General features: G+C 68.9%; 20 protein-coding genes and 1 pseudogene. 11 read left to right on the top strand and 10 right to left on the bottom strand.

The features are described 5' to 3' along the window. Both A5702_RS14980 and A5702_RS14985 read left to right on the top strand, forming a co-directional pair. Positions 1–683: pseudogene (locus A5702_RS14980) on the top strand (hypothetical protein); the annotation flags it as partial. A gap of 195 nt (positions 684–878) precedes the next feature. After that, positions 879–1,304 carry a hypothetical protein gene (locus A5702_RS14985; RefSeq protein ID WP_055404943.1) on the top strand — a complete coding sequence of 142 codons (426 nt, stop codon included), beginning with the start codon at positions 879–881 and terminating at the stop codon, positions 1,302–1,304. Positions 1,305–1,307: 3 nt separating this feature from the next. On the opposite strand, the gene coaA is transcribed toward A5702_RS14985, so the two are convergent. Beyond that, the gene (coaA, locus tag A5702_RS14990; protein ID WP_067819285.1) at positions 1,308–2,246 is read right to left on the bottom strand and encodes a type I pantothenate kinase; all 939 of its coding nucleotides are present in this window, start codon (positions 2,244–2,246) and stop codon (positions 1,308–1,310) included. A 114-nt stretch (positions 2,247–2,360) separates the two neighbouring features. Between coaA and glyA the strand changes: the two genes are divergently transcribed. From glyA to A5702_RS15015, 5 genes are all read left to right on the top strand, one after another. Beyond that, a complete protein-coding gene (glyA, locus tag A5702_RS14995; protein WP_055404941.1) occupies positions 2,361–3,641 on the top strand; it encodes a serine hydroxymethyltransferase in 1,281 nt (426 codons plus the stop codon). Positions 3,642–3,723: 82 nt separating this feature from the next. Continuing rightward, positions 3,724–4,551: an acyl-ACP desaturase gene (locus A5702_RS15000; protein ID WP_055404940.1), complete on the top strand. Its 828-nt coding sequence runs from the start codon at positions 3,724–3,726 to the stop codon at positions 4,549–4,551. Between the two features lie 215 nt (positions 4,552–4,766). Then, the gene (locus A5702_RS15005) at positions 4,767–6,068 is read left to right on the top strand and encodes a PhoH family protein (RefSeq protein WP_055404939.1); all 1,302 of its coding nucleotides are present in this window, start codon (positions 4,767–4,769) and stop codon (positions 6,066–6,068) included. A 131-nt stretch (positions 6,069–6,199) separates the two neighbouring features. Further along, on the top strand, positions 6,200–7,075 hold the full coding sequence (locus A5702_RS15010; RefSeq protein WP_068221644.1) for a polysaccharide deacetylase family protein: 876 nt from the start codon (positions 6,200–6,202) through the stop codon (positions 7,073–7,075). 85 nt (positions 7,076–7,160) lie between these two features. After that, positions 7,161–8,615, top strand: a complete 1,455-nt coding sequence (locus tag A5702_RS15015) for an adenylate/guanylate cyclase domain-containing protein (protein WP_068221646.1) — start codon at positions 7,161–7,163, stop codon at positions 8,613–8,615. A gap of 6 nt (positions 8,616–8,621) precedes the next feature. Here the strand turns inward: A5702_RS15015 and A5702_RS15020 are convergent, their stop codons facing one another. The 3 genes from A5702_RS15020 to glpX are packed head-to-tail and all read right to left on the bottom strand — an operon-like array spanning position 8,622 to position 12,064. Beyond that, positions 8,622–9,539 carry a hypothetical protein gene (locus tag A5702_RS15020; protein ID WP_068221648.1) on the bottom strand — a complete coding sequence of 306 codons (918 nt, stop codon included), beginning with the start codon at positions 9,537–9,539 and terminating at the stop codon, positions 8,622–8,624. A 16-nt stretch (positions 9,540–9,555) separates the two neighbouring features. Then, on the bottom strand, positions 9,556–10,974 hold the full coding sequence (locus A5702_RS15025) for a class II fumarate hydratase (protein WP_067819269.1): 1,419 nt from the start codon (positions 10,972–10,974) through the stop codon (positions 9,556–9,558). A gap of 37 nt (positions 10,975–11,011) precedes the next feature. Continuing rightward, the gene (gene glpX, locus A5702_RS15030; RefSeq protein ID WP_156669636.1) at positions 11,012–12,064 is read right to left on the bottom strand and encodes a class II fructose-bisphosphatase; all 1,053 of its coding nucleotides are present in this window, start codon (positions 12,062–12,064) and stop codon (positions 11,012–11,014) included. A 55-nt stretch (positions 12,065–12,119) separates the two neighbouring features. Here glpX and A5702_RS15035 point away from each other — a divergent pair, with 55 nt between their 5' ends. From A5702_RS15035 to A5702_RS15045, 3 genes are read left to right on the top strand one after another with little or no spacing between them, the layout of a single operon-like run. After that, positions 12,120–12,818: a DUF4245 domain-containing protein gene (locus tag A5702_RS15035; RefSeq protein ID WP_068221650.1), complete on the top strand. Its 699-nt coding sequence runs from the start codon at positions 12,120–12,122 to the stop codon at positions 12,816–12,818. A gap of 13 nt (positions 12,819–12,831) precedes the next feature. Beyond that, positions 12,832–13,629: a dienelactone hydrolase family protein gene (locus tag A5702_RS15040; RefSeq protein ID WP_068221652.1), complete on the top strand. Its 798-nt coding sequence runs from the start codon at positions 12,832–12,834 to the stop codon at positions 13,627–13,629. Between the two features lie 6 nt (positions 13,630–13,635). Continuing rightward, entirely contained in the window at positions 13,636–15,177 is a 1,542-nt protein-coding gene (locus A5702_RS15045; RefSeq protein WP_068221654.1) for a carboxylesterase/lipase family protein, read from the top strand. A gap of 8 nt (positions 15,178–15,185) precedes the next feature. Here A5702_RS15045 and A5702_RS15050 read toward each other — a convergent pair whose 3' ends face one another. The 5 genes from A5702_RS15050 to A5702_RS15070 all read right to left on the bottom strand — a co-directional run bounded on the left by A5702_RS15050 (position 15,186) and on the right by A5702_RS15070 (position 19,650). After that, a complete protein-coding gene (locus A5702_RS15050) occupies positions 15,186–16,331 on the bottom strand; it encodes an AI-2E family transporter (protein ID WP_068221656.1) in 1,146 nt (381 codons plus the stop codon). Between the two features lie 78 nt (positions 16,332–16,409). Further along, positions 16,410–17,513 carry an NAD-dependent epimerase/dehydratase family protein gene (locus tag A5702_RS15055; RefSeq protein ID WP_068221658.1) on the bottom strand — a complete coding sequence of 368 codons (1,104 nt, stop codon included), beginning with the start codon at positions 17,511–17,513 and terminating at the stop codon, positions 16,410–16,412. A 73-nt stretch (positions 17,514–17,586) separates the two neighbouring features. Next, complete coding sequence (locus A5702_RS15060; protein WP_068221660.1) at positions 17,587–17,826, bottom strand: exodeoxyribonuclease VII small subunit; 240 nt, start codon at positions 17,824–17,826, stop codon at positions 17,587–17,589. Beyond that, entirely contained in the window at positions 17,816–19,066 is a 1,251-nt protein-coding gene (xseA, locus tag A5702_RS15065; protein WP_068221662.1) for an exodeoxyribonuclease VII large subunit, read from the bottom strand. Before xseA ends, A5702_RS15060 begins: the two co-directional genes overlap by 11 nt. After that, entirely contained in the window at positions 19,063–19,650 is a 588-nt protein-coding gene (locus tag A5702_RS15070; RefSeq protein WP_055405113.1) for a lipid droplet-associated protein, read from the bottom strand. The genes xseA and A5702_RS15070 overlap by 4 nt, the downstream gene beginning before the upstream one ends. An 88-nt stretch (positions 19,651–19,738) precedes the next feature. Here A5702_RS15070 and A5702_RS15075 point away from each other — a divergent pair, with 88 nt between their 5' ends. Beyond that, positions 19,739–20,737 carry a 4-hydroxy-3-methylbut-2-enyl diphosphate reductase gene (locus A5702_RS15075; protein WP_055405114.1) on the top strand — a complete coding sequence of 333 codons (999 nt, stop codon included), beginning with the start codon at positions 19,739–19,741 and terminating at the stop codon, positions 20,735–20,737. Between the two features lie 11 nt (positions 20,738–20,748). Here the strand turns inward: A5702_RS15075 and A5702_RS15080 are convergent, their stop codons facing one another. Further along, complete coding sequence (locus A5702_RS15080) at positions 20,749–21,894, bottom strand: DUF6542 domain-containing protein (protein WP_197506571.1); 1,146 nt, start codon at positions 21,892–21,894, stop codon at positions 20,749–20,751. Between the last annotated feature and the right edge of the window lie 33 nt (positions 21,895–21,927).

A 21,927-nucleotide genomic window follows, 5' to 3' on the forward strand; every position in this document is an offset into this window, starting at 1 on the left:
GCCTGGCGCTCACCCGCGCCGACGCGGCCGCCCAAACCGCGCTCACGGTGCTGTTGTTCACCAGCCTGGCGGTCGCGATCAGCGTACAGGTGCTCGCCGATCCGCTGGCCGGCCTGCTCGACCGGCTGGCGTTCTCGAAATCGCCTGCGCTACGCGAGGATCGGGCGGCGCTGCGGAACACCGGCGCGGCGCTGCCGTTGCGGTCGGTGGACCCGCTCGACCACGTCGACGACGCGGCGTTCGCGCGGCTCACCCGGCGCGCCCTGGGTCACTACGGCGACCTGAGCAAGCTGGTGGCCAGCCCGTTGACCGCGCTGCCCGTCATCGACGAGCGGCTCGCCGCCCGGGGCGCGCCCGACCATCCGCTGGAGCGGGCCAACGAACTCAAAGCGGTGCTGGCCGAGGCGGTCGGGCGGCTCAAGCCGCGCGACGCCGGCGATTTCGGCACCACCGAACAGTGGCGGCACTACAACTCGCTGTACTTCCCCTACGTCGTCGGCGTGCGCGCGTACGCGCAAAACGCCACCGCCGCCGGGCTTGATCCGATCGCGCGGCAAGCCTGGCAGTGGTTGGTCACCGAGGTCCCGCAGCGCTCGCTGCACAACTGGCAGAACGCCGCCGCCCGGCTGATCGCCGCGGACCTGCGCGGCCGGGTCGCGGTGAGCACCGACCGGCCCCTGTGACTGCTGGGGCGGGTGAGCGCCAGGCTGGCGTCTGTCGAATAACAATTGCGATTCGGGCCCGCAAATGGGAATAGCCGGTCGAACTCGCTGGTCGTTGTATCTGTGGCAGTAGTTGGCAGTGCCACGAGTCGATATGGCAGTGCGCCGGCGGCACGCTGAACTTCGACCCAATTCGCCATCGCGAGGAGTAATCACATGATGTATGCATCTGGCGCACCCGGTCTGGCAACCCGCCCCCTGTACGACGCCACCGACTCGCTGCTGCGTTTCGCCATGCGCGCCGACGCGACGCTGACGGGGCTGTGCGGTTTGGCCATCGCCTTTCTCGCCGACCCGCTTTCGTCGCTGACGGGCCTGACGTCGCTGCAGGAGTACAGCCTGGGCGCCCTCTTCGTGCTCAGCGGCCTGGCCGTGTTCCTCGTCGCGGCGGCGCCGAACCTGCGCCGCGTCGGCATCGGGGTCATCGTGGCCAACATCGTGTTCACGCTGGCGGCGGTCGTGGCCGCGGGCGTGCTGCCGCTGTCCGCCACCGGGGTCGCCGCCACGCTGGCCGTCGGCGTGTACACCGCGGCGTTCGCCGGCCTGCAATACCTGGGGGTGCGCCGCCTCGAGACGGCGTGACCGCTAGAGCTTGCGCAACCGGAGCCGGTTGATGGAGTGGTCGGCATCCTTGCGCAGCACCAGGGTGGCCCGCGGCCGGGTCGGCAGAATGTTCTCGACCAGGTTGGGACGGTTGATGGACCGCCAGATCTCGCGCGCGGCCGCGACGGCCTTGGTGTCGCCCAGGGCCGAGTAGTGGTGGAAGTGTGATTCCGGGTCGGCGAAGGCCGTCCCGCGCAGTGACAGGAATCGCGACACGTACCACTGCTCGATGTCCTCGATGCGCGCGTCCACGTACAGCGAGAAGTCGAACAGGTCCGACACCATCAGGGTCGGACCGGTCTGCAGCACGTTGAGACCCTCGAGAATCAAGATGTCCGGATGCCGGACGACGTGCTTGGCCCCGGGGATGATGTCGTATTTGAGGTGCGAGTAGACCGGCGCGCACGCGTAGTCGGAACCGGATTTCACCAAGGTGACGAACCGCATCAGCGCCCTGCGGTTGTAGCTCTCCGGAAAACCCTTGCGATGCATCAGGTTTCGCCGATCGAGTTCGGCGTTCGGGTACAGGAATCCGTCGGTGGTCACCAGGTCCACCCGTGGGTGGTGATCCCAGCGGGCCAGTAGGGCCTGCAGCACACGGGCGGTGGTCGACTTGCCCACCGCGACGCTGCCGGCCACGCCGATCACGAAGGGCACCGGCCGATCCGGGTTTTGTTGCGGCTCGCCCAGGAACTCGGCGGTGGCGGCAAACAACCGCTGACGCGCGGCGACCTGAAGGTGGATGAGCCGGGCCAGCGGCAGATAGACCTCTTCGACTTCGAGCAGGTCGATCTGCTCGCCGAGTCCGCGCAGGCCAACGAGTTCTTCCTCGGTGAGGGCCAGCGGCGTCGACATGCGAAGCGCGCGCCATTGCTTTCGGTCGAACTCCACATAGGGGCTCGGCTCGCTAAGCCGCGGCATAGTGCAAGTGTTGCAGGGGCGGACGCGCCCCCGACGGCTGGGCTGGCTAAACCCTGGCTGGATAGACTGGCGCCCGTGACTGCTGCACCCGACGCCCGCCCGTCCACCTCCGTGATGTCCGCCCCGCTCGCCGAGGTCGACCCCGACATCGCCGAACTGCTCGGCAAAGAACTGGGCCGCCAGCGCGACACCCTGGAGATGATCGCCTCGGAGAACTTCGTGCCGCGCTCGGTGCTGCAGGCCCAGGGCAGCGTGCTGACCAACAAGTACGCCGAGGGCCTGCCCGGCCGGCGCTACTACGGCGGTTGCGAGTATGTCGACGTCGTGGAGAACATCGCCCGCGACCGGGCGAAGGCGCTCTTCGGCGCCGACTTCGCCAACGTGCAGCCGCATTCGGGCGCCCAGGCCAACGCCGCCGTGCTGCACGCGCTGATGACGCCGGGGGAGCGGCTGCTCGGCCTGGACCTCGCCAACGGCGGCCACCTGACGCACGGGATGAAGCTGAACTTCTCCGGCAAGCTCTACGAAACCGGCTTCTACGGTGTCGATCCCACGACGCACCTGGTGGACATGGACGCGGTCCGGGCCAAGGCCCTCGAGTTCCGCCCGAAGGTCATCATCGCCGGGTGGTCGGCCTACCCGCGCATCCTGGACTTCGCGGCGTTCGCCTCGATCGCCGAGGAGGTCGACGCCAAGCTGTGGGTGGACATGGCGCACTTCGCGGGCCTGGTCGCGGCGGGACTGCATCCCTCACCGGTGCCGCACGCCGACGTGGTGTCCACGACCGTGCACAAGACGCTCGGTGGGCCGCGGTCCGGCCTGATCCTGGGCAAGCAGGAGTACGCCAAGTCCATCAACTCCGCGGTGTTCCCCGGCCAGCAGGGCGGTCCGCTGATGCACGTCATCGCGGGCAAGGCGGTCGCACTGAAGATCGCCGGCACCCCCGAATTCGCCGACCGCCAGCAGCGCACCCTGTCCGGCGCCCGGATCATCGCCGACCGGCTGACCGCCCCCGACGTGACCAAGGCCGGGGTGTCGGTGGTCAGCGGCGGCACCGACGTCCACCTGGTGCTGGTGGACCTGCGCGATTCCCCGCTGGACGGCCAGGCCGCCGAGGACCTGCTCCACGAGATCGGCATCACGGTCAACCGCAACGCGGTGCCCAACGACCCGCGGCCGCCGATGGTGACGTCGGGCCTGCGGGTGGGGACGCCGGCGCTGGCCACCCGCGGCTTCGGGGACGCGGAGTTCACCGAGGTCGCCGACGTCATCGCCACCGCCCTGGCGGCGGGCACGTCGGCGGATCTGTCCGCGCTGCGCCAGCGGGTGACGCGGCTGGCCCGCGACTTCCCGCTCTACGACGGTCTCGAGGAGTGGACGTTGGTCGACCGCTGACCGCGGAGGACCAAAGTCACCAGTTGGCGCGACACGGGCCGGGCAATTTCACACACCTGTGTACGCGAGTTACAGTAACCGCATGGCACAGAAACCTGTCGCTAACGCGCTGACCCTGGAACTCGAGCCGGTGTGCGAGGCCAACATGGACCGCCACCTCAACACCGAGGAACTCTGGTTCGCTCACGACTACGTGCCGTTCGACCGGGGCGAGAACTTCGCGTTCCTCGGCGGACGTGACTGGGACCCGTCCGACGCGACGCTGCCCCGGGAGTACACGGACGCCTGCGAGATCCTCCTGCTGCTCAAGGACAACCTGGCCGGCCACCACCGCGAGCTCGTCGAGCACTTCATCCTCGAGGACTGGTGGGGCCGCTGGCTGGGCCGGTGGACCGCGGAGGAGCACCTGCACGCCATCGCGTTGCGCGAGTACCTGGTGGTGACCCGCGAGGTCGACCCCACCGCCAACGAGGAGGCCCGGGTCCAATACGTCATGAAGGGCTACCGCGCCGACACCTACTCGCAGGTGGAGACCCTGGTGTACATGGCGTTCACCGAACGCACGCACGCCGTCTTCTGCGAGAACCTGGCCGCCAAGCTCGAGGAGCCCATCCTGGCCGGGCTCATCGACCGGATCGCCCGCGACGAGCGGCGGCACGAACTGTTCTTCTCCAACCTCGTCGAGCACTGCCTGTCCTACACCCGCGACGAGACCATCGCGGCGATCGCGGCCCGCGCGGCCGAGCTGCAGGTGCCCGGCGCCGACATCGACGCGTATCGGGACAAGCTGCGCAACGTCGCCGACGCGGGCATCTTCGACCAACAGCAGCTGCGGCAGGCGATCTCGGATCGCATCACCGCGTGGGGTGTGGCCGACGAGCCCGCCCTCAAGCAGTTCGTCATCGGCTAACCGATTGCCGCGCGCGACCATGCGTCGGCGCGCCTGCGCTGCTGCAAAGCGGCGACGAGAGTAGCGTCGATCTCGATGGTCAGCGTCATGCTCTGCTGCCAGGGCGGCACCTCCCGTCACCACAACGGAAGGACCGGCCCCGGTCCTGGTGTCGCAGTTCCCGCCGACATGCCTGTGCGGGTCCGCGCGGGCTCATCCCGCTCGAGGAGCGCTACGTGACCGAAATCCGGACCTACGTGATCGACACTTCCGTGCTGCTGTCCGACCCGTGGGCCTGCAGCCGGTTCGCCGAGCACGAGGTGGTGGTACCGCTGGTGGTGATCAGCGAACTGGAGGCCAAACGGCATCACCACGAGCTGGGGTGGTTCGCGCGCCAGGCGTTGCGGCTGTTCGACGATCTCCGGCTGGTGCACGGACGGCTCGATCAGCCCATTCCCGTTGGGGCGCAAGGCGGTACGCTGCACGTAGAGCTCAACCACACCGACCCCGCGGTGCTGCCCGCCGGTTTCCGCAGCGACAACAACGACTGCCGGATCCTCAGTTGCGCCGCCAACCTCGCCGCCGAAGGCAAGCGAGTCACGTTGGTCAGCAAGGACATTCCGCTTCGCGTCAAGGCCGCCGCGGTCGGCCTGGCCGCCGACGAGTACCACGCGCAGGACGTGGTGGCTTCCGGGTGGTCGGGGATGCGCGAGATCGAGACCGCCACCGAGGACATCGACGCGCTGTTCGCCGAGGGCGAGATCGACCTGGCCGAAGCGCGAGACCTGCCCTGCCACACCGGCATTCGGCTGCTCGGCGGCAGCTCGCACGCGCTGGGCCGGGTGAACGCCGACAAGCGCGTCCAGCTCGTTCGCGGCGACCGCGAGGCCTTCGGCCTGCGGGGCCGGTCCGCCGAGCAGCGGGTCGCGCTCGACCTGCTGCTCGACGAGTCGGTGGGCATCGTGTCGCTGGGCGGTAAGGCCGGCACCGGCAAGTCGGCCCTGGCCTTGTGCGCAGGCCTGGAGGCCGTGCTCGAGCGGCGGACCCAGCGCAAGGTGGTGGTCTTCCGCCCGCTCTACGCCGTCGGCGGCCAGGAGCTGGGTTACCTGCCCGGCAGCGAGAGCGAGAAGATGGGGCCCTGGGCGCAGGCGGTCTTCGACACGCTCGAGGGCCTGGCCAGCCCGGCCGTGCTCGAGGAGGTGCTCTCCCGCGGCATGCTCGAGGTGCTGCCGCTGACCCACATCCGGGGCCGGTCGCTGCACGACTCCTTCGTCATCGTCGACGAGGCCCAATCCCTGGAACGCAACGTCCTGCTGACGGTGCTGTCGCGGCTGGGCGCCGGGTCGCGGGTGGTGCTGACGCACGACATCGCCCAGCGCGACAACCTGCGCGTCGGCCGGCACGACGGCGTGGCCGCGGTGATCGAGAAGCTCAAGGGCCACCCGCTGTTCGCCCACATCACCCTGCTGCGCAGCGAACGGTCGCCGATCGCCGCGCTGGTCACCGAGATGCTCGAGGAGATCGCCGGGCCGCAGTGAGCGCGCCCAGGCGTGGATCTGCGGGGTATCCACGGCTTTCAGCGTGCGGGCAGGGCGCGAAAGTCGCGGCGAACCCGCCCTGAGGGCACGCGCGAGGCCGTGAGCGCACGCCGCGCAGGTAAACTTCGACGGTGCCGAAGAGACCCGACAGCCAGGCCTGGCGCTATTGGCGCACGGTCATCGGCGTCGTCGCGGCGGCCGCGGTGCTGGTGATCGGCGGCCTGACGGGTCACGTCACGCGCGCCGACAATCTCAGCTGCTCGGTGGTCAAGTGTGTGGCGCTGACCTTCGACGACGGACCCAGCCCATTCGACGGCCGGTTACTGCAGATTCTGAAGGACAACGACGCCAAGGCGACGTTCTTTGAGATCGGCAACAAGGTGGCGGCGAACCCGGCGGGGTCCAAGCAAGTGGCTGATGCGGGCATGGAGATCGGCAGCCACACCTGGGAACACCCCAACATGGCGACGATCCCGCCGGAGGACATCGCGCCGGAGTTCGCCAAGGCCAACGACGCGATCAACGCGGCCACCGGGCGGACGCCTACGCTGTACCGCCCCGCGGGCGGACTGTCCACCGATGCGGTCCGGCAGACCGCGGCCAAGTTCGGACTGGCCGAAATACTCTGGGACGTCATCCCTTTCGACTGGGCCAACGACTCGAACACGGCGGCAACAAGGTACATGTTGATGACGTACATCAAGCCCGGTTCGGTGGTGCTGTTCCACGACACCTACTCGAGCACCGTCGATCTGGTCTACCAGTTCCTCCCGGTGCTCAAGGCCAACGGTTATCGGATGGTGACGGTCAGCGAGCTGCTGGGGCCGCGCGCGCCCGGCAGCAGCTACGGCGGCCGCGAGAACGGGTCGCCCGCAAATCAATTGCACGACATCCCGGCCGGCGACATCCCGACGCTGCCCAACACCCCCTCACCCAAGCCGATGCCCAACTTCCCGATCACCGACATCCCGGGCCAGAACTCGGGCGGGCCGAACGACGGTGCCTAACACAGGCTTTGCGGACCGGGCGGCCGACTGGCTTCGGAATCGGCGGCCCACCCCCGCCCCCGGCCAGCCAAAGTCTTTCCGGCGGTTGGCGATCCAATACGGGGCCGATCTCGCGCTATCCTATTTTCTGGCCGTGATCGAGGCGGCCGCAATCTTGATACCGCTGCGCGGCCACACGTCCATCGGGGACAACGCCGACTTCGCGAAGACCAATACGGCGGCGGTGTTGATCCTCGTCTCGCTGAGCATCATCGGCGTCGCCAGTGCCGGGATCGCGAGCGCGGCCCCGACGCTGCGTTGGTATGCCGCAGGCGCCGAACCCGACCAGGCGCAGCGCGAGGCCGCGGTGAAGCTGCCCGGCCGGCAATCGGCGATCCTGTTCGGCGCCTGGGCCATCAGCGGCACCGTGTTCATGCTGCTCAACATGCGTGGCGGGGCGCAGCTGCTGCTGCCCGTGGCCCTCGGCGTGGTCCTCGGCGGGCCGGCCTCGGCCGGCACGGCGATGCTGCTGGCGCAGCGCGTCCTGCGTCCCGTCATGCGCGCCGCCACGCTGGGCTGTGAGCCGCGGCTGGCCGTGCCCGGCGTGTACGCGCGGCTGGTCCTGCTCTGGTTCATGTGCAGCGCCTTCCCCATCGGCGTGATCGCGACGCTGGTCGTCCTGCGCTCGTACGGCTGGCTGATCGAGCGATCCACGTCGCTCGATGTGCCGATCCTGGTGGTGTCGCTGGCGGCGCTGGTGCTCGGAATGCCGACCATGATCTTGACCTCGCGATCCATCTCGGACCCGCTCGGCGAGATCGTCGACGCGATGGCGGAGGTCGAACACGGCCGCATGGGGACCTACGTCGGGGCCTACGAGCGTTCTCAAATCGGGCGGCTGCAAACGGGTTTCAATCGCATGGTGGCCGGGCTGGCCGAGCGGGACCGGGTGCGCGACCTCTTCGGGCGCCACGTCGGAACCGACGTCGCCCACCGTGCCATCGAGGAGGGCGCGTCGCTGTCGGGAGACGTCGTCGAGGCGGCGATCCTCTACATCGACCTGGTGGGCTCCACGCAGCTGGCGGAAAGCCGTCCGCCGCAAGAGGTTGCCGAAGTGCTCAACGATTTCTTTCGCCTAGTCGTCAACGCCGTCGACGAACACCACGGGCTGATCAACAAATTCGCCGGCGATGCGGCGCTGGCCGTCTTCGGGGCGCCGTTGCAGACCGGCGAGCCGGCGTCGGCGGCGCTGGCGACCGCGCGCGCCCTGGGCACCCAACTGCGCCGGCTGCCGGTCGACTTCGGCATCGGCGTATCGGCGGGGCGGGTGTTCGCCGGCAACATCGGCGCCGAAAACCGTTACGAGTACACGGTGATCGGCGACGCGGTCAACGAGGCCGCGAGGCTGGCCGACCTGGCCAAGACCGCCGACCGGCGCATCCTGTGCTCGGCGGCCGCCATCGAGCGGGCCGACGAATCCGAGGGAACGCATTGGGCGGAGTGCTATTCCACCGTGTTGCGGGGGCGCTCCGAAGCCACCCACGTCTCGGCGCCGGCGTAGGCCGCGTCAGGACTTGCCGACCTTCAGCGCGGCGATGATCCGGCCGATGATGTCCGCCGACTGGGCGTCCCCGATCGGGGTGCTGCCGATGAAGACGGTGACCGGCTTGGTGTCGACGGCGATGACGGTGACCGAGTCGCCCTTGACGCCGCGGGAGGTGTCGGCGATCGTGATGTCGCCGTCGACGCGGGCCGCCTTGGTGCCGTCAACGGTGATCGACGACGTCTTCGTCCGGCCCAGCGTGGGCGTCGCGTTCGCATAGCCGGGCCCGTTGGCAATGCACTGCAACAACTTCGACGCCTGCGCTGAAACATCCATGCTGGCGACGAAGTTCGTGACGCCGACCTCGGCCGTCATCATCCACTGACTGGCCCCCGGCACCTCCTGGGCGACGCCGACCGCGCCGATCAGGTTCGGGTTCTGGTCGTCGGAGAACAGCTGCCAGTTGGGCGGCACCGCCGAGGCCGGGAACGACAGCTTGCCCGCGGCGATCGAGTCGGTCCGGGGGATCTCACCGCCGGACACGTTCGGGGTGCAATCGCTGGCGGTCTGCTGGCCCCTCGGTTGGCTGCTGGTGGTGGTGCTCGACGACGAGGGTACGGCGGTCGACGGCTTGCCGTGGTTACCCCCGCGCATCACGATCAGCGTGGCCACCAGCGCGATGACGGCCAGCACGACGAGCCCCGCGATGATCAACCAGGGCAGCTTCGACCCGGGCCCACGCGGTGGCGGCCCGGGCGGATATCCGGGCGGGAACTGCTGTCCCGCTTGCGGATACGGCGGATAGTACGGACCGGTCGGCGGGGGCGGGTATTGGCCGCCCGGGTATTGGCCGCCCTGCGGCGGGCCGCCCCAATAGGGCTGTTGCCCATAGGGGTTTCCGTAGGGCTCCTGGCCGTAGGGGCCGCCCGGAGGGGTCGTCATCGCTGAACCACCTCGCCTACTTCGCCGGCTTGACCTTGGCCATCGCCAAGACGTCCAGCCTGCGGTCGAGTTCCTCTTCCGAGAGCTTTTCACCGATCAGGCCGCGATCGATCACGGTCTGGCGAATGGTCTTGCGCTCCTTGAGGGCTTGCTTGGCCACCGCGGCGGCCTCCTCGTAGCCGATCGCCGAGTTCAACGGCGTCACGATCGACGGCGACGACTCGGCCAGCTCCCGCAGGTGCTCGACGTTGGCCTTGAGCCCGACGATGCAGCGCTCCGCGAACAGCCGCGACACGTTGGTCAGCAGCTTGAACGACTCGAGGATGTTGCGCGCCATCATCGGGATGTAGACGTTCAGCTCGAACGCGCCACTCAAGCCGCCGACGGCGACGGCCGCGTCGTTGCCGATCACCTGCGCGGCCACCTGCGTAACCGCCTCGGGGAGAACGGGGTTCACCTTGCCCGGCATGATCGAGCTGCCCGGTTGCAGGTCCGGCAGCTGGATCTCGGCCAGGCCGGTGAGCGGGCCCGACCCCATCCAGCGGACGTCGTTGGCGATCTTGGTCAGCGACACCGCGATGGTGCGCAGCGCGCCGGACGCCTCGACCAGGCCGTCACGGGTCGCCTGGGCCTCGAAAGAGTTGGCGGCCGTGCGCAATTCGTTCAGGCCGGTGGAGGCGATCAGCGTCTCGACCACCTTGGCGCCGAAGCCGTCCGGGGCGTTGAGGCCGGTGCCCACCGCGGTCCCGCCGATCGCCAGCTCGCCCAGCCGCGGCAGCGTGGCGCGCACCCGCTCGATGCCCGCCTCGATCTGCCGGGCGTAGCCGCTGAATTCCTGGCCGAGCGTCACCGGAACGGCGTCCATCAGGTGCGTGCGGCCCGACTTGACCACCGTGTGCCACTCGCGGGCCTTGCTCTCCAGCGCTTCGTGCAGCACCTCCAGCGCCGGGATCAGGTGCCGCACCGCGGCCTCGGTGGCCGCGATGTGGGTCGCGGTCGGGAACGTGTCGTTGGACGACTGCGACATGTTGACGTCGTCGTTCGGGTGCACTTGAACAGGAGGGGTCGCCGTGGCCGCGATGCTCGCGATCACCTCGTTGGTGTTCATGTTCGAGCTGGTGCCCGACCCGGTCTGGAAGACGTCGATGGGGAATTGGTCGTCGTGTTGGCCGTCGGCGATCTCGGCCGCCGCGGCGATGATCGCGTCGGCCTTCTCCGGGGCCAGCAGCCCGAGGTCCTTGTTGACTTGCGCGCACGCGCCCTTCAGGAGGCCCAGCGCGCGGATCTGGGTGCGTTCCAGGCCCCGTCCCGAGATGGGGAAGTTCTCCACCGCGCGCTGGGTTTGCGCGCGCCACAACGCTTTTGCGGGTACCCGGACCTCGCCCATGGTGTCGTGTTCGATGCGGTATTCGGTGTCGTTGGCATCAGAGGCCATAGATAGCAGTCCTTGTCTTTAAAGCGTGGTTCCGGGTTTAGGGCAGGGGATAGGCGGCGGTGCTGTCGCCGGTGAAGTCGATGGCGGAGTATTCGTTGAGCTTCGAGAGCCGGTGGTAGGCCTCGATCATGCGCACGGTGCCCGATTTCGACCGCATGACGATCGACTGGGTGGTGCAGCCGCCGGGGTAGTACTGCACGCCCTTGAGCAGGTCGCCGTTGGTCACCCCGGTGGCGCAGAAGAAGACGTTCTCGCCCGACACCAAGTCTTCGGTGGTCAGCACCCGGTCGACGTCGTGGCCGGCGTCGATCGCCTTCTGGCGTTCCTCGTCGTCCTTCGGCGCCAGCTGGGCCTGGATGGCCCCACCCATGCACCGGATCGCGGCGGCGGCGATGATTCCCTCTGGCGTGCCGCCGATGCCGGCCAGCATGTCGGTGCCGGACAGGTAGCGGCACGCCGAGATGGCGCCGGCGACGTCGCCGTCGGTGATCAACCGGATCCGGGCACCGGTCGCCCGGACGTCCTCGATCAGCTGCGCGTGCCGAGGCCGGTCCAGGATGCACACGGTCATGTCGCGCACCGACAGCGCCTTAACCTTCGCGACGGCCTTGATGTTCTCGGCGATGGGCGCGGTGATGTCGAGCACGTCGGCGGCCTCGGGGCCGACGGCGATCTTGTTCATGTAGAACACCGCCGACGGGTCGAACATCGCGCCCCGGTCGGCCACCGCCAACACCGAGATCGCGTTCGGCATGCCCTTGCTCATCAGCGTGGTGCCGTCGATCGGGTCGACGGCGAAGTCGCATTCCGGGCCGTCGCCGTTGCCGACCTCCTCGCCGTTGTAGAGCATGGGCGCGTGGTCCTTCTCGCCCTCGCCGATGACCACCACGCCGCGCATCGACACCGTGTTGACCAGCTCACGCATGGCGTCGACGGCCGCGCCGTCGCCGCCCTCCTTGTCGCCGCGCCCCACCCAGCGGCCGGCGGCCATGGCACCGGCCTCGGTCACCCGGACCAGTTCCAGCGCCAGGTTGCGATCCGGGGCCTCACCCCGGGGCCGTCCAGGTGGGCGGTTGCCCTCAACTGTCATAGTTGGTGATTGTCCCAGAAGGGGATCGGTCCGCTGGAACTGGGATACTCGGGGGATGACCGAAGAGCCGTCGCCGAATGCCGAGGTAGCCGGGGAGCCGGCGCCGGCGGCCGGGCCGGCCCGGGGACCCGTCTCGAGGCCGGCCAAACCGCGGTTGCTGCAGGACGGCCGCGACATGTTCTGGTCGCTGATGCCGCTGGTGCTGGGCTGCATCCTGCTGGCCGGCCTGGTGGGCATGTGCTCGTTCCAGCCCGGCAGCCACCGGGGCGCCGTCCCGTCCTACGACGCGGCGGCGGCCCTGCGGGCCGATGCCACGACGCTCGGCTTCCCCATCCGGCTGCCCAAGCTGCCCGCCGGCTGGCAGGCCAACTCCGGCAGCCGCGGCGGCATCCAGGGCGGCCGCGTCGACCCGGCGACCGGTCAACGGCTGAACGCGCCCACCTCGGTCGTCGGCTACCTCAGCCCGACCGGCATGTATCTGAGCCTGACGCAGAGCAACGCCGACGAGGACAAGCTGGTGGGCTCGATCCACTCGTCGGCGTATCCCGCCGGGACGGTCGACGTCGCCGGGACCAGCTGGGTCGTCTACAACGGCACCGGCCAAAGCGGGGCGGACGCCGAGCCGGTGTGGACCACCCGGCTTTCCGGCGGATCCGGGGCCACCCAAATCGCCATAACCGGCGCCGGAAACACCGACCAATTCCGTACGCTGGCTTCGGCGACGCAATCGCAACCGCCGTTACCCGCGCGCTGAAGGAAGGCCGAGCGTGACTGCACCCCAGGCGGATCTGTCCGGATGGTCGGCCGCGCCGTTCACCGGTGGCGGCTACACCCATGACGTCTACCGCAAGGGCAGCGGCCCCGGGGTGGTGCTGATTCCCGAGATACCCGGGATCCATCCCGGTGTGCTGGCCCTGGGCAATCACCTGGTGGACAAAGGCTTCACCGTCGCCATGCCGTCGCTGTTCGGTGAGCCGGGCAAGCCGAAGACGGTCGGCTACATCGCCGCCACCATCAGCCGGGCTTGCGTGGCAAGGGAATTCGCGGCGTTTGCGACCAACAAGCAGCGGCCGGTGTCGTTGTTCCTGCGCGCGCTGGCACGCGACCTCAACGCGTCGACGCCGGGCAAGGGCGTGGGCGTGATCGGCCAATGCTTCACGGGCGGTTTCGCGTTGGCCGCCGCGGTCGACGACAGCGTGCTGGCCCCGGTGCTGTCGCAGCCGTCGGTGCCGCTGCCGCTGGGCCGTGCCCGGCGCCGCGACCCGGGGGTCAGCGAGTCCGAGCTGAACGCGGTGGCCGCGCGCGCCAACAACGACGGCCTGTGCGCGATGGGCCTGCGGTTCAGCGAGGACCCGGCCGTGCCGGCCGAACGGTTCGCAGCGCTCAAGGAGCGGCTGGGCGACGCTTTCGAGGTGATCGAAATCGATTCGCGGCCCGGCAACGAATACGGCTTCGGCAAGACGGCGCATTCGGTGCTGACCGACGAGGTCCGCGAAGTCGACGGCCAGCCGGCTTACGAGGCCCGCGAGCGGGTAGTCGAGTTCCTCACCCAGCGTCTTGGTTGACCGGGCATGACGACGACGATCAACGACCGGGTGGTCGAGACCACGTTCGGCCCCGTCCGCGGCACGGACGACGGGCGCGTCAGCGCGTGGAAGGGCATTCGGTACGCCGCCGCGCCCGTCGGCGACCTGCGTTTCCGGGCGCCGCAGCCGCCCGAGCGGTGGACCAAGGTCGCCGACGCCACCCGCTACGGTCCGGCCTGCCCGCAGCCGGTCTTCCCCAACATGCCGCTCGACCTGGGCGCGCCGCAGGGCGAAGACTGCCTGCGGCTGAACGTCTGGGCGCCGTCCGGCACGCATGCCGGTGATGGCAAACCCGTGATGGTATGGCTGCACGGCGGCGCCTACGTCCTGGGATCCGGCAGCCAGGCGCTGTACGACGGGCGGCGGCTGGTCGGCACCGGCGAGGTCATCGTGGTCACGGTGAATTATCGGGTGGGAGCGCTCGGTTTCATGGACCTGTCGTCGTTTTCGACGTCGCGGCGGCGGTTCGACACCAATGTCGGGTTGCGCGACGTGCTGGCGGCACTGAGCTGGGTGCGCGACAACATCGCGGCATTCGGCGGCGATCCCCGCAACGTGACGCTGTTCGGCGAATCGGCGGGTGCTGGGATTGTGACGACCCTGCTTGCCAGCCCGTCCGCTGACGGACTCTTCGCCCGCGCGATCGCCCAAAGTTCGCCGGCCACATCGGTATACGATCGGCGCAGGGCTGAGCGCGTCGCCGAAACCGTCCTCGACAGGCTTGACGTCGACGCGGACCGACTGCCCGACGTACCGACCGCGGTGCTGCTCGCCGCGTCTCAAGAGGTCTTCGACGAAGTGCCCGTGCGTAATCCAGGGCTGCTCGCGTTCGTCCCGATCATCGACGGCGAGCTGCTGGACGACTACCCGGTCAAGCGCGTGCAGGAGGGCCGTTCGCTGCCGGTCCCGTTGATCATCGGGACCAACAAGCACGAGGCGGCGCTCTTCCGGTTGATGCGTTCGCGGCTGATGCCGATCACGCCCCGCGCGATCACGTCGATGTTCGATCAGATCGCCGCCGAACAACCGGACCTGCAATTGCCCACCGACGAACAGATCGGATCGACGTATTCGGGGTTGCGGCGCAGGGCTAGAAGCCTGAGCATCGCAACCGATGTCGGATTCCGGATGCCTTCGGTCTGGCTGGCCGAGGGCCACGCCCGGGTGGCGCCGGTGTACCTGTACCGGTTCGATTATGCGACCCCGCTGCTGAAGCTGCTGCTGGTCAACGCCGCGCACGCCACCGAATTGCCTTACGTCTGGGGCAATCTCGGAATGCCGAAGGATCCGACGTTGAAGCTGGGCGGCGCCAAGACCGCCACGGCGGTCTCCAAGAGGATGCGGACGCGGTGGATCAACTTCGCCGCGCGGTCAAAGCCCGCGGGCTCGGACGGCGAACCGGACTGGCGTCCCTACCGGGAGGCGGATCGCGCGTGCCTGATCATCGACAAGCGCGACGCCGTCGCGAGCGACGTCGATGCGAACATCCGCGCGGCCTGGGGTAGCGAGATGGTGGGCTTCCGCTAGCGCGGGCCCTACTCGGCGACTGACGGCGCGGCGCCCGAATTCGCCCGCCGGCGAAGCCAATTGCGGCGCACGGGCTGCTCGTCCTGGGCGTCGAATTCGGCTCCTCTGAACACGACCAGGTACACCTCGACGGTGGTCACGATCAGGATCATCAACACTGGCCCGATGACGATGCCCCAGGGCCCGAACATGGCGATGCCCGAGAACACCGACAGCAGCATCAGCGCCGGGTTCAGCCGGGCGTCGCGCGGAACCAGGATGGGGCGCAGGAAGTTGTCGATGTTGGTCACGACGACGAGGTGCCAGAGGACGACGAACGCGCCACCGACGATGTTGCCGTAGAGGATCATTCCGATGCCGAAGGGGATGGTCACGATCCCACCGCCCAGCGGAATGATCGACAACGCCGTCAGCAGCACGGCGAAAATGAAGAAGCCGTGGTGAAAGCCCGCGACATAGATGGACGCGGCGCCCGCGACACCCTGACACAGCGCTATCACGAATTGGCCGCTGACGGTGCCGCGCACCATCGCTCCGGCCTTGCGCAGGTAGAGGTCCGTGACCTCGTCGCCGAGCGGGTTGAGGTCGGCGACCAGCTTTCGGATCCGCTCGCGGTGCACCAGCAGCGCGACGAACACGTACAGGAAGATGATGGCCGACGTCACGGCGCCCGCGACGCCGCCGAGTGCGCCCTGCAAGAAATGCAGGGCCCATTGACCGACATTGCGACCCACCGTGACCATCGCCTTGCGCAGCGAGTCCGAGGTTACGGTCATGTGCGCGAAGGGAAGTCGAGACAGCAGCTCGTTCACCGCGTGCAGGGTGCGGTCGCCGAGCCCGCTCAGGTCCGTCGTCTTCACCCACTCGGTGATGCTGTCGATCATGCGGGAGATTTGGACGATCGCTAGGACCACCAGGAGCGTGACCGGCACGATCACGACCGCGAGCGCGGACAACAGGGTGCAGGTCACCGCCAGGGGAGCGCCCATGCGCCGGCCGAACCAGTTGAACAGCGGCGTGAACAGGTAGGCGCCGACCGCGGCCACGACAATCAGCACGAAGTAGTCGCGCAAGAAGTACGCGCCGAAGAGCAGGGCGATCGCGGTCAGAACCGCGAGCGCGCGCTTTTGGTTGAGCGTGAATTCGGTGTCCACCGGACCGCCCTCCGCGTCGTCGCCGCTGAGGGAACCTTAGCCCCGGCCCGGTGTTTTCGTCAGCGACGCGCGGGCGGGCTACTTCCCCCCGCTGGCCGGCGCGGGCGAGCCCGCCTGCGCCTGGCTCTTCATCCGCTGGAACATGTCGACGTAATACGGCAGGCATTCCGACATGGCACGTTCGGTGGTGTACGGGGGCTCGTATCCGAGGTCGCGGCGCGCCTTGGCGATCGAGAAGTAATTGTCCAGATAGAGCCGCTCGACGGCGAGCGGCTCGAGCAGGGGCGCGGGGATGCCGAAGCGGAAATGCAGCCGCTGCCAACCGGTCATCGCCGCGCGGACCATCGGGCCGTTGATTCGCACCCGGGGCCAGTTCACGCCGCAGGCCTCGACCACGGGCCGGGCGAACTCGAACATGTTGATCGGGTCGTCGTCGTTGATGAAATAGGCCTGGCCGGGCGCGGTGCCGCCGGGGACCAGGTGCTGAGCGGCGAGGATGAAACCGTGAATCAGGTTGTGCACGTACGAGTTGTCCAGCTTCGCCGACTTCCGGCCGATCAGCACCTTGACGTGCCCGGCGATCACGCTTTCGAACAGCTTGCGGAACATCGTCTGATCGCCGCGGCCCCAGATGCCACTGGGCCGGATCGCGCAGGTGAGCATGCCGCCAACACCGTTCTGCGACAAGACGAATCGCTCGGCGACGACCTTCGTTTCGGTGTAGAGGTCGTTGAACCGGGTGGTGTAGGGCAGCGTCTCGTCCCCGCCGGGGATGTTCTGGCCGCCCATCACCACGCTGTTGGAGGACGTGTAGACGAAGCGCTTCACCCCGGCCGCCTGCCCGGCGTGCACCAGGTTCTCGGTGCCGCCGACGTTGACGCCGAAGCTGCGTTGCCGGTACGCCTCGGTCACCGATGCGCCGCCCATCAGCTCGATGATCGCCGCGGTGTGGAAGACCGTGTCGATGCCGTCGACCGCCCGGGCGCAGACGGTCGTGTCGGTGATGTCCCCCTCGAGCACTTCGAGTTGCGGGTGCTCGGCCAGCGGGGAGGGCGCGCGGTCGAACGATCGCACCTGGTGGCCGCGGTCCAGCAGGGTGCTAACGAGGTTGGCGCCGACGAACCCGGAGCCGCCGGTGACCAGCACGCGGCCGAGTTCGGTGGTCAGTGATGCATCAGCCATGCGCCGAATCCTAACTGAAACGTGTTCCAATTCGAAAGAAAGTCACCCATGCGCTTGTGCGAGGTGGCCGAAATCAGGGCTCGTCGGCCTGGCCGGCCGCCAGCGCGTCCTCGATGCGCTTGCGGGCTCCAGCTAAATGCTCCTCACACCTTTTTGCCAGCTGTTCGCCCCTTTCCCAGAGCTCCAGCGACTCATCGAGGTCCAGCCCACCCTGTTCCAGCAGGCGCACCACTTCGATCAGCTCGTCGCGGCACGCCTCATAACCGAGTTCACTAATGGGCGTAATCGACTTGTCCTCTTCGTTAGGCGCCATCGGTCCGTCCCTCGCTCACTGCGGCGATCGCGCCGTCGGCAACCCGCACCCGCAACCGGCGGCCGGCGGGCGCGTCGCTCACCGACCGCAGCACCGCCGGCGCCCCGGTGTCGGGCACCGCCTGGACCACCGCGTAGCCGCGGGCCAGTGTCGCCGCCGGGCCCAGCGTCGCCAGCCGCGCGCTCAGGTGGCCGACGCGCTCGGTCTCGGCGGCGGTCAGGCGGGTGACGTCGCGGCGAATCGCCGACCGCGCGCGGTGAATCTCGTCCGCGCGCGCCGTCAGGGCCGCCAGCGGCTCGGCGAGCACCGGTCGGCTGCGGATCTGCGCCAGCGCGCGTTGTTCGCGAGACACCCAGCTGCGCAGCGCCTGCGCGCTGCGCCGGCGCAGGTCAGCGATCAGGCGCTGCTCGGCGGCGGTGTCGGGCACCACCTTCTTGGCGGCGTCGGTGGGGGTGGCGGCGCGCAGGTCGGCCACCAGGTCGCACAGCGGGTTGTCGGGTTCGTGACCGACCGCGCTGACCACCGGCGTGCGGCAGGCCGCGATCGCGCGGCACAGCGTCTCGTCGGAAAACGGCAACAGGTCCTCGACGCTGCCGCCGCCGCGGGCCACCACGATGACGTCGACCTCGCTATGGCGGTCCAGTTCGTACAGCGCCTCGACGATCTGCGCCACCGCGTTGGGCCCCTGGACCGCGGTGTTGCGCACGGCGAACCTTACGCCGGGCCAGCGCCCGGTGGCCACCGTCGTCACGTCGCGTTCGGCGGCGCTGGCCCGGCCCGTGATGAGGCCGATCATGTTGGGCAGGAACGGGATTGGCCGCTTGAGCCGCGGATCGAAGAGCCCTTCGGCGTCCAACAGCCGGCGCAACCGATCGATCCGTGCCAGCAGCTCGCCCACGCCGACGGCGCGAATCTCGGACAGGCGCAACGAGAACGTGCCGCGACCGGTGTAGAACGACGGCTTGCCGCAGACCACCACCTGCGTGCCCTCGGCCAGCTTCACCGGCGCGTTGGCCACCAGGTCACGCGAGCACGTCACGGTCAGCGACATGTCGGCGGCCGGGTCGCGCAGCACCATGAACACCGTCTTGGAGTCGGGGCGCGCGCTGATCTGGGCCAGCTGGCCCTCCACCCATACCGTGCCGAGTTTGTCGATCCAGCCCGCGACTCGAATTGCCACCGCGCGCACCGGAAATGGGTTCTCGGCGGAGTTGGGTTCGGACTGTGCGGCCGGGGTCACTTCGCGTTCGCGCGGGTGATCCTGTTGGCGAGCAGCGTCTGGAACGGCGCGCGCGCCTTGGTGGCCTGCTCGTAGGCCAGCAGGGCTTCGAGTTCGTCGACGCTCAGCGATTGCAGGCGGGCCCGCAGCTGCGCCAGCGTCAGCGTCGCGTAGTCAAGCTCGGCCACCACCGACGGTTGCGGAACCGACGGCGCGTCCGAAGATTTTCTGCCCTGCTTCAACGGGGCGGCGTCGGAGGCGGCGTCCGCGAGCGTGTACAAGGCGAACCGTCCCTCGGTGCGGCGGTCGCCGTCGCCGTTGCCGTTCTCGGCGGGGCCGGGCGCGTCGACGGCGTCGGGCAGGTCCTCGTCGAACGTCGCCCATTCCGGCTGCTCGTCCTTGGGCGGGAAGATGTTCTCCAGGGTGCTGTCGCCCTTGATCGCCAACTCGGCGAGATTCTGCTGAAATCGCATCACAAGGTGGGCCGCCTGACTGGCTAAGGTCATGGGGTACATCAGGATGGTTTTCGGCAGCTTCATGGTCTCCTCGACGGCGACTGTCGCCGCGCCGACCAATAGTCGAACTCCATACGGTGCAGTGGCCATGGGTCCAAGATTGCCCTACGCGACGGCTAACTCCAAGCCCGCCCGCGCGAGTTGGCAAGCCCGCGGCGGCAGAACGTACCCTGGTGTCATGCCGCCGACTGTCGACATGGGAATTCCCGGCGCGTCCAGCTCGGTAGCCAGCGATCCAGCCCGCAAGCGAGTGCTTCTGGCCGAGCCGCGTGGTTACTGCGCGGGCGTGGATAGGGCCGTCGAGACGGTCGAACGCGCGCTGGAAAAGCACGGCCCGCCGGTGTACGTGCGTCACGAGATCGTGCACAACCGGCACGTGGTGAACACGCTGGAAAAGGCCGGTGCCGTGTTCGTCGAGGAGACCGACGAGGTGCCCGAGGGCTCCATCGTGGTGTTCTCCGCACACGGGGTCGCGCCGACGGTGTACGCCGCGGCCGCCGAACGCAACCTGCACACCATCGACGCCACCTGCCCGCTGGTGACCAAGGTGCACAACGAGGCCAGGCGGTTCGCGCGCAACGACTACGACATCCTGCTGATCGGCCACGAGGGGCACGAGGAGGTCATCGGGACCTCCGGCGAGGCGCCCGACCACGTGCAGCTGGTCGACGGGGTCGCGGCCGTCGACAATGTGACGGTCCGAGACGAGAACAAGGTGGTCTGGTTGTCGCAGACCACGCTGTCGGTCGACGAGACCATGGAAATCGTCGAGCGGCTGCGGCAACGGTTCCCGAAGCTGCAGGACCCGCCCAGCGACGACATTTGTTACGCGACCCAGAACCGCCAGGTTGCCGTCAAGGCCATGGCGCCCGAATGCCAGCTGGTGATCGTCGTCGGGTCCCGGAATTCGTCGAACTCGGTGCGGCTGGTCGAGGTGGCGCTGGGCGGCGGCGCCGCGGCCGCCCACCTGGTCGACTGGGCCGACGACATCGACCCCGCCTGGTTGGAGGGTGTGACCACCGTGGGCGTGACCTCCGGCGCATCCGTGCCCGAGGTGTTGGTGCGCGGTGTGCTCGAGCGGCTGGCCGACTGCGGCTACGACGTGGTGCAGCCGGTCACCACGGCGCAGGAAACCCTGGTGTTCGCGCTGCCGCGCGAGATCCGGTCACTTATCTGACCTCACGGCGCTCAGCCGTCGTATTCCCATTCGGTCGGGGGCCGCTGCGGCCGGCCATACGTCCGGGAGCGGTCGCGCTGCTCGTCGGACGCGCCGGCATCCCGGTAGCGGACCTGAGAGATCGGGTGATGGGTGCCGTTGTTGCCGGTTGGGGCGGGCCGCCGGCGCCTCGGCTCGTAGCGGTCGTAACTGTCGTAACGGCTGGGCGGCGGGTCGTAGGAGTCGCCGTAGAAGTCCCCGCCGTCGAAACGGCTGCCCCGCGGCCTGGGCTGGTCGTTGTAGGGCCGCTCGTAGGGGCTGCGGCGGGTGCGCGGCTCGCGGCGGCCCTCCCGGGGAGATTGGCCGCGCGGGTCCTGGTCGCCCTCCGGCCGGGGTCGGCGCCGCGACCGGCGGGGCGGCTCGGCGGCGTCGTAGTCCCGGGCGGTCGCCGAGCTTCTGCGCTTCGAGCGGCGCTCGCCCGGCTCACCCGTGTCGTCCAGCGGCTCCCGGGTGCGCCGGGAATGGGTCCGCGCGGAGCGGGCCGCGGTTCGATCGCCGTTGGCCGTCCGGCGGGTCCGCGAGGAGGACTTGCCACCGCGGCCGCGACGCTCCTTCGCGGGGGCGTCGGCGTCGACGTCGTCTTCGTCGGGGTGCAGCATCGCCCGCAGCTTGGCGACGATGCCGCCGAATGCGGCCTTGCGTTCGGCGGGCTCCGCGTCGTCGGGGGTGTTCGTCGTCGCGGTCGTCCGTTGCGACATGCCGAAGTACCACCGGACCAGCCCGATCAGCAGCACCACGCCGGCCGTGCCCAGCATCAGCGGGAAGCGCTCGATGAGGGGATAGCCGCAGTTGATCAGCAGGTCCTTGACATGGCCGACCTTGCCGTCGTGGAACAACCAGTAGGCGCCGGGCACCGCGCCGAACAGGATCAGCGGGGGTTGGATGATCGCGGTGAACAACCCGTCCTGGCGCACCGCGAGCACCGCCGCCACGCAGCCGGCTATATAGAAGCCCGCGAAGACGTGGGTCAGCTCCTTGTGGCCGGCGTCAATCCCGTACCCGATGGCGGTGGCGGTAACGGCGAGGAGCAGGGCGGCGTACCACGGCACACCTGGGATATCTGGGTGAATCGAGCGGTGGGAGGCGTCCACCTTCGACGTTGCCCGCTGTCCTGACACATGTAGACCGTACCGGCAATGGGCCGAAAGGCC

The sequence above is a fragment of the Mycobacterium sp. E3339 genome (assembly GCF_001666915.1).
Lineage (GTDB): Bacteria > Actinomycetota > Actinomycetes > Mycobacteriales > Mycobacteriaceae > Mycobacterium.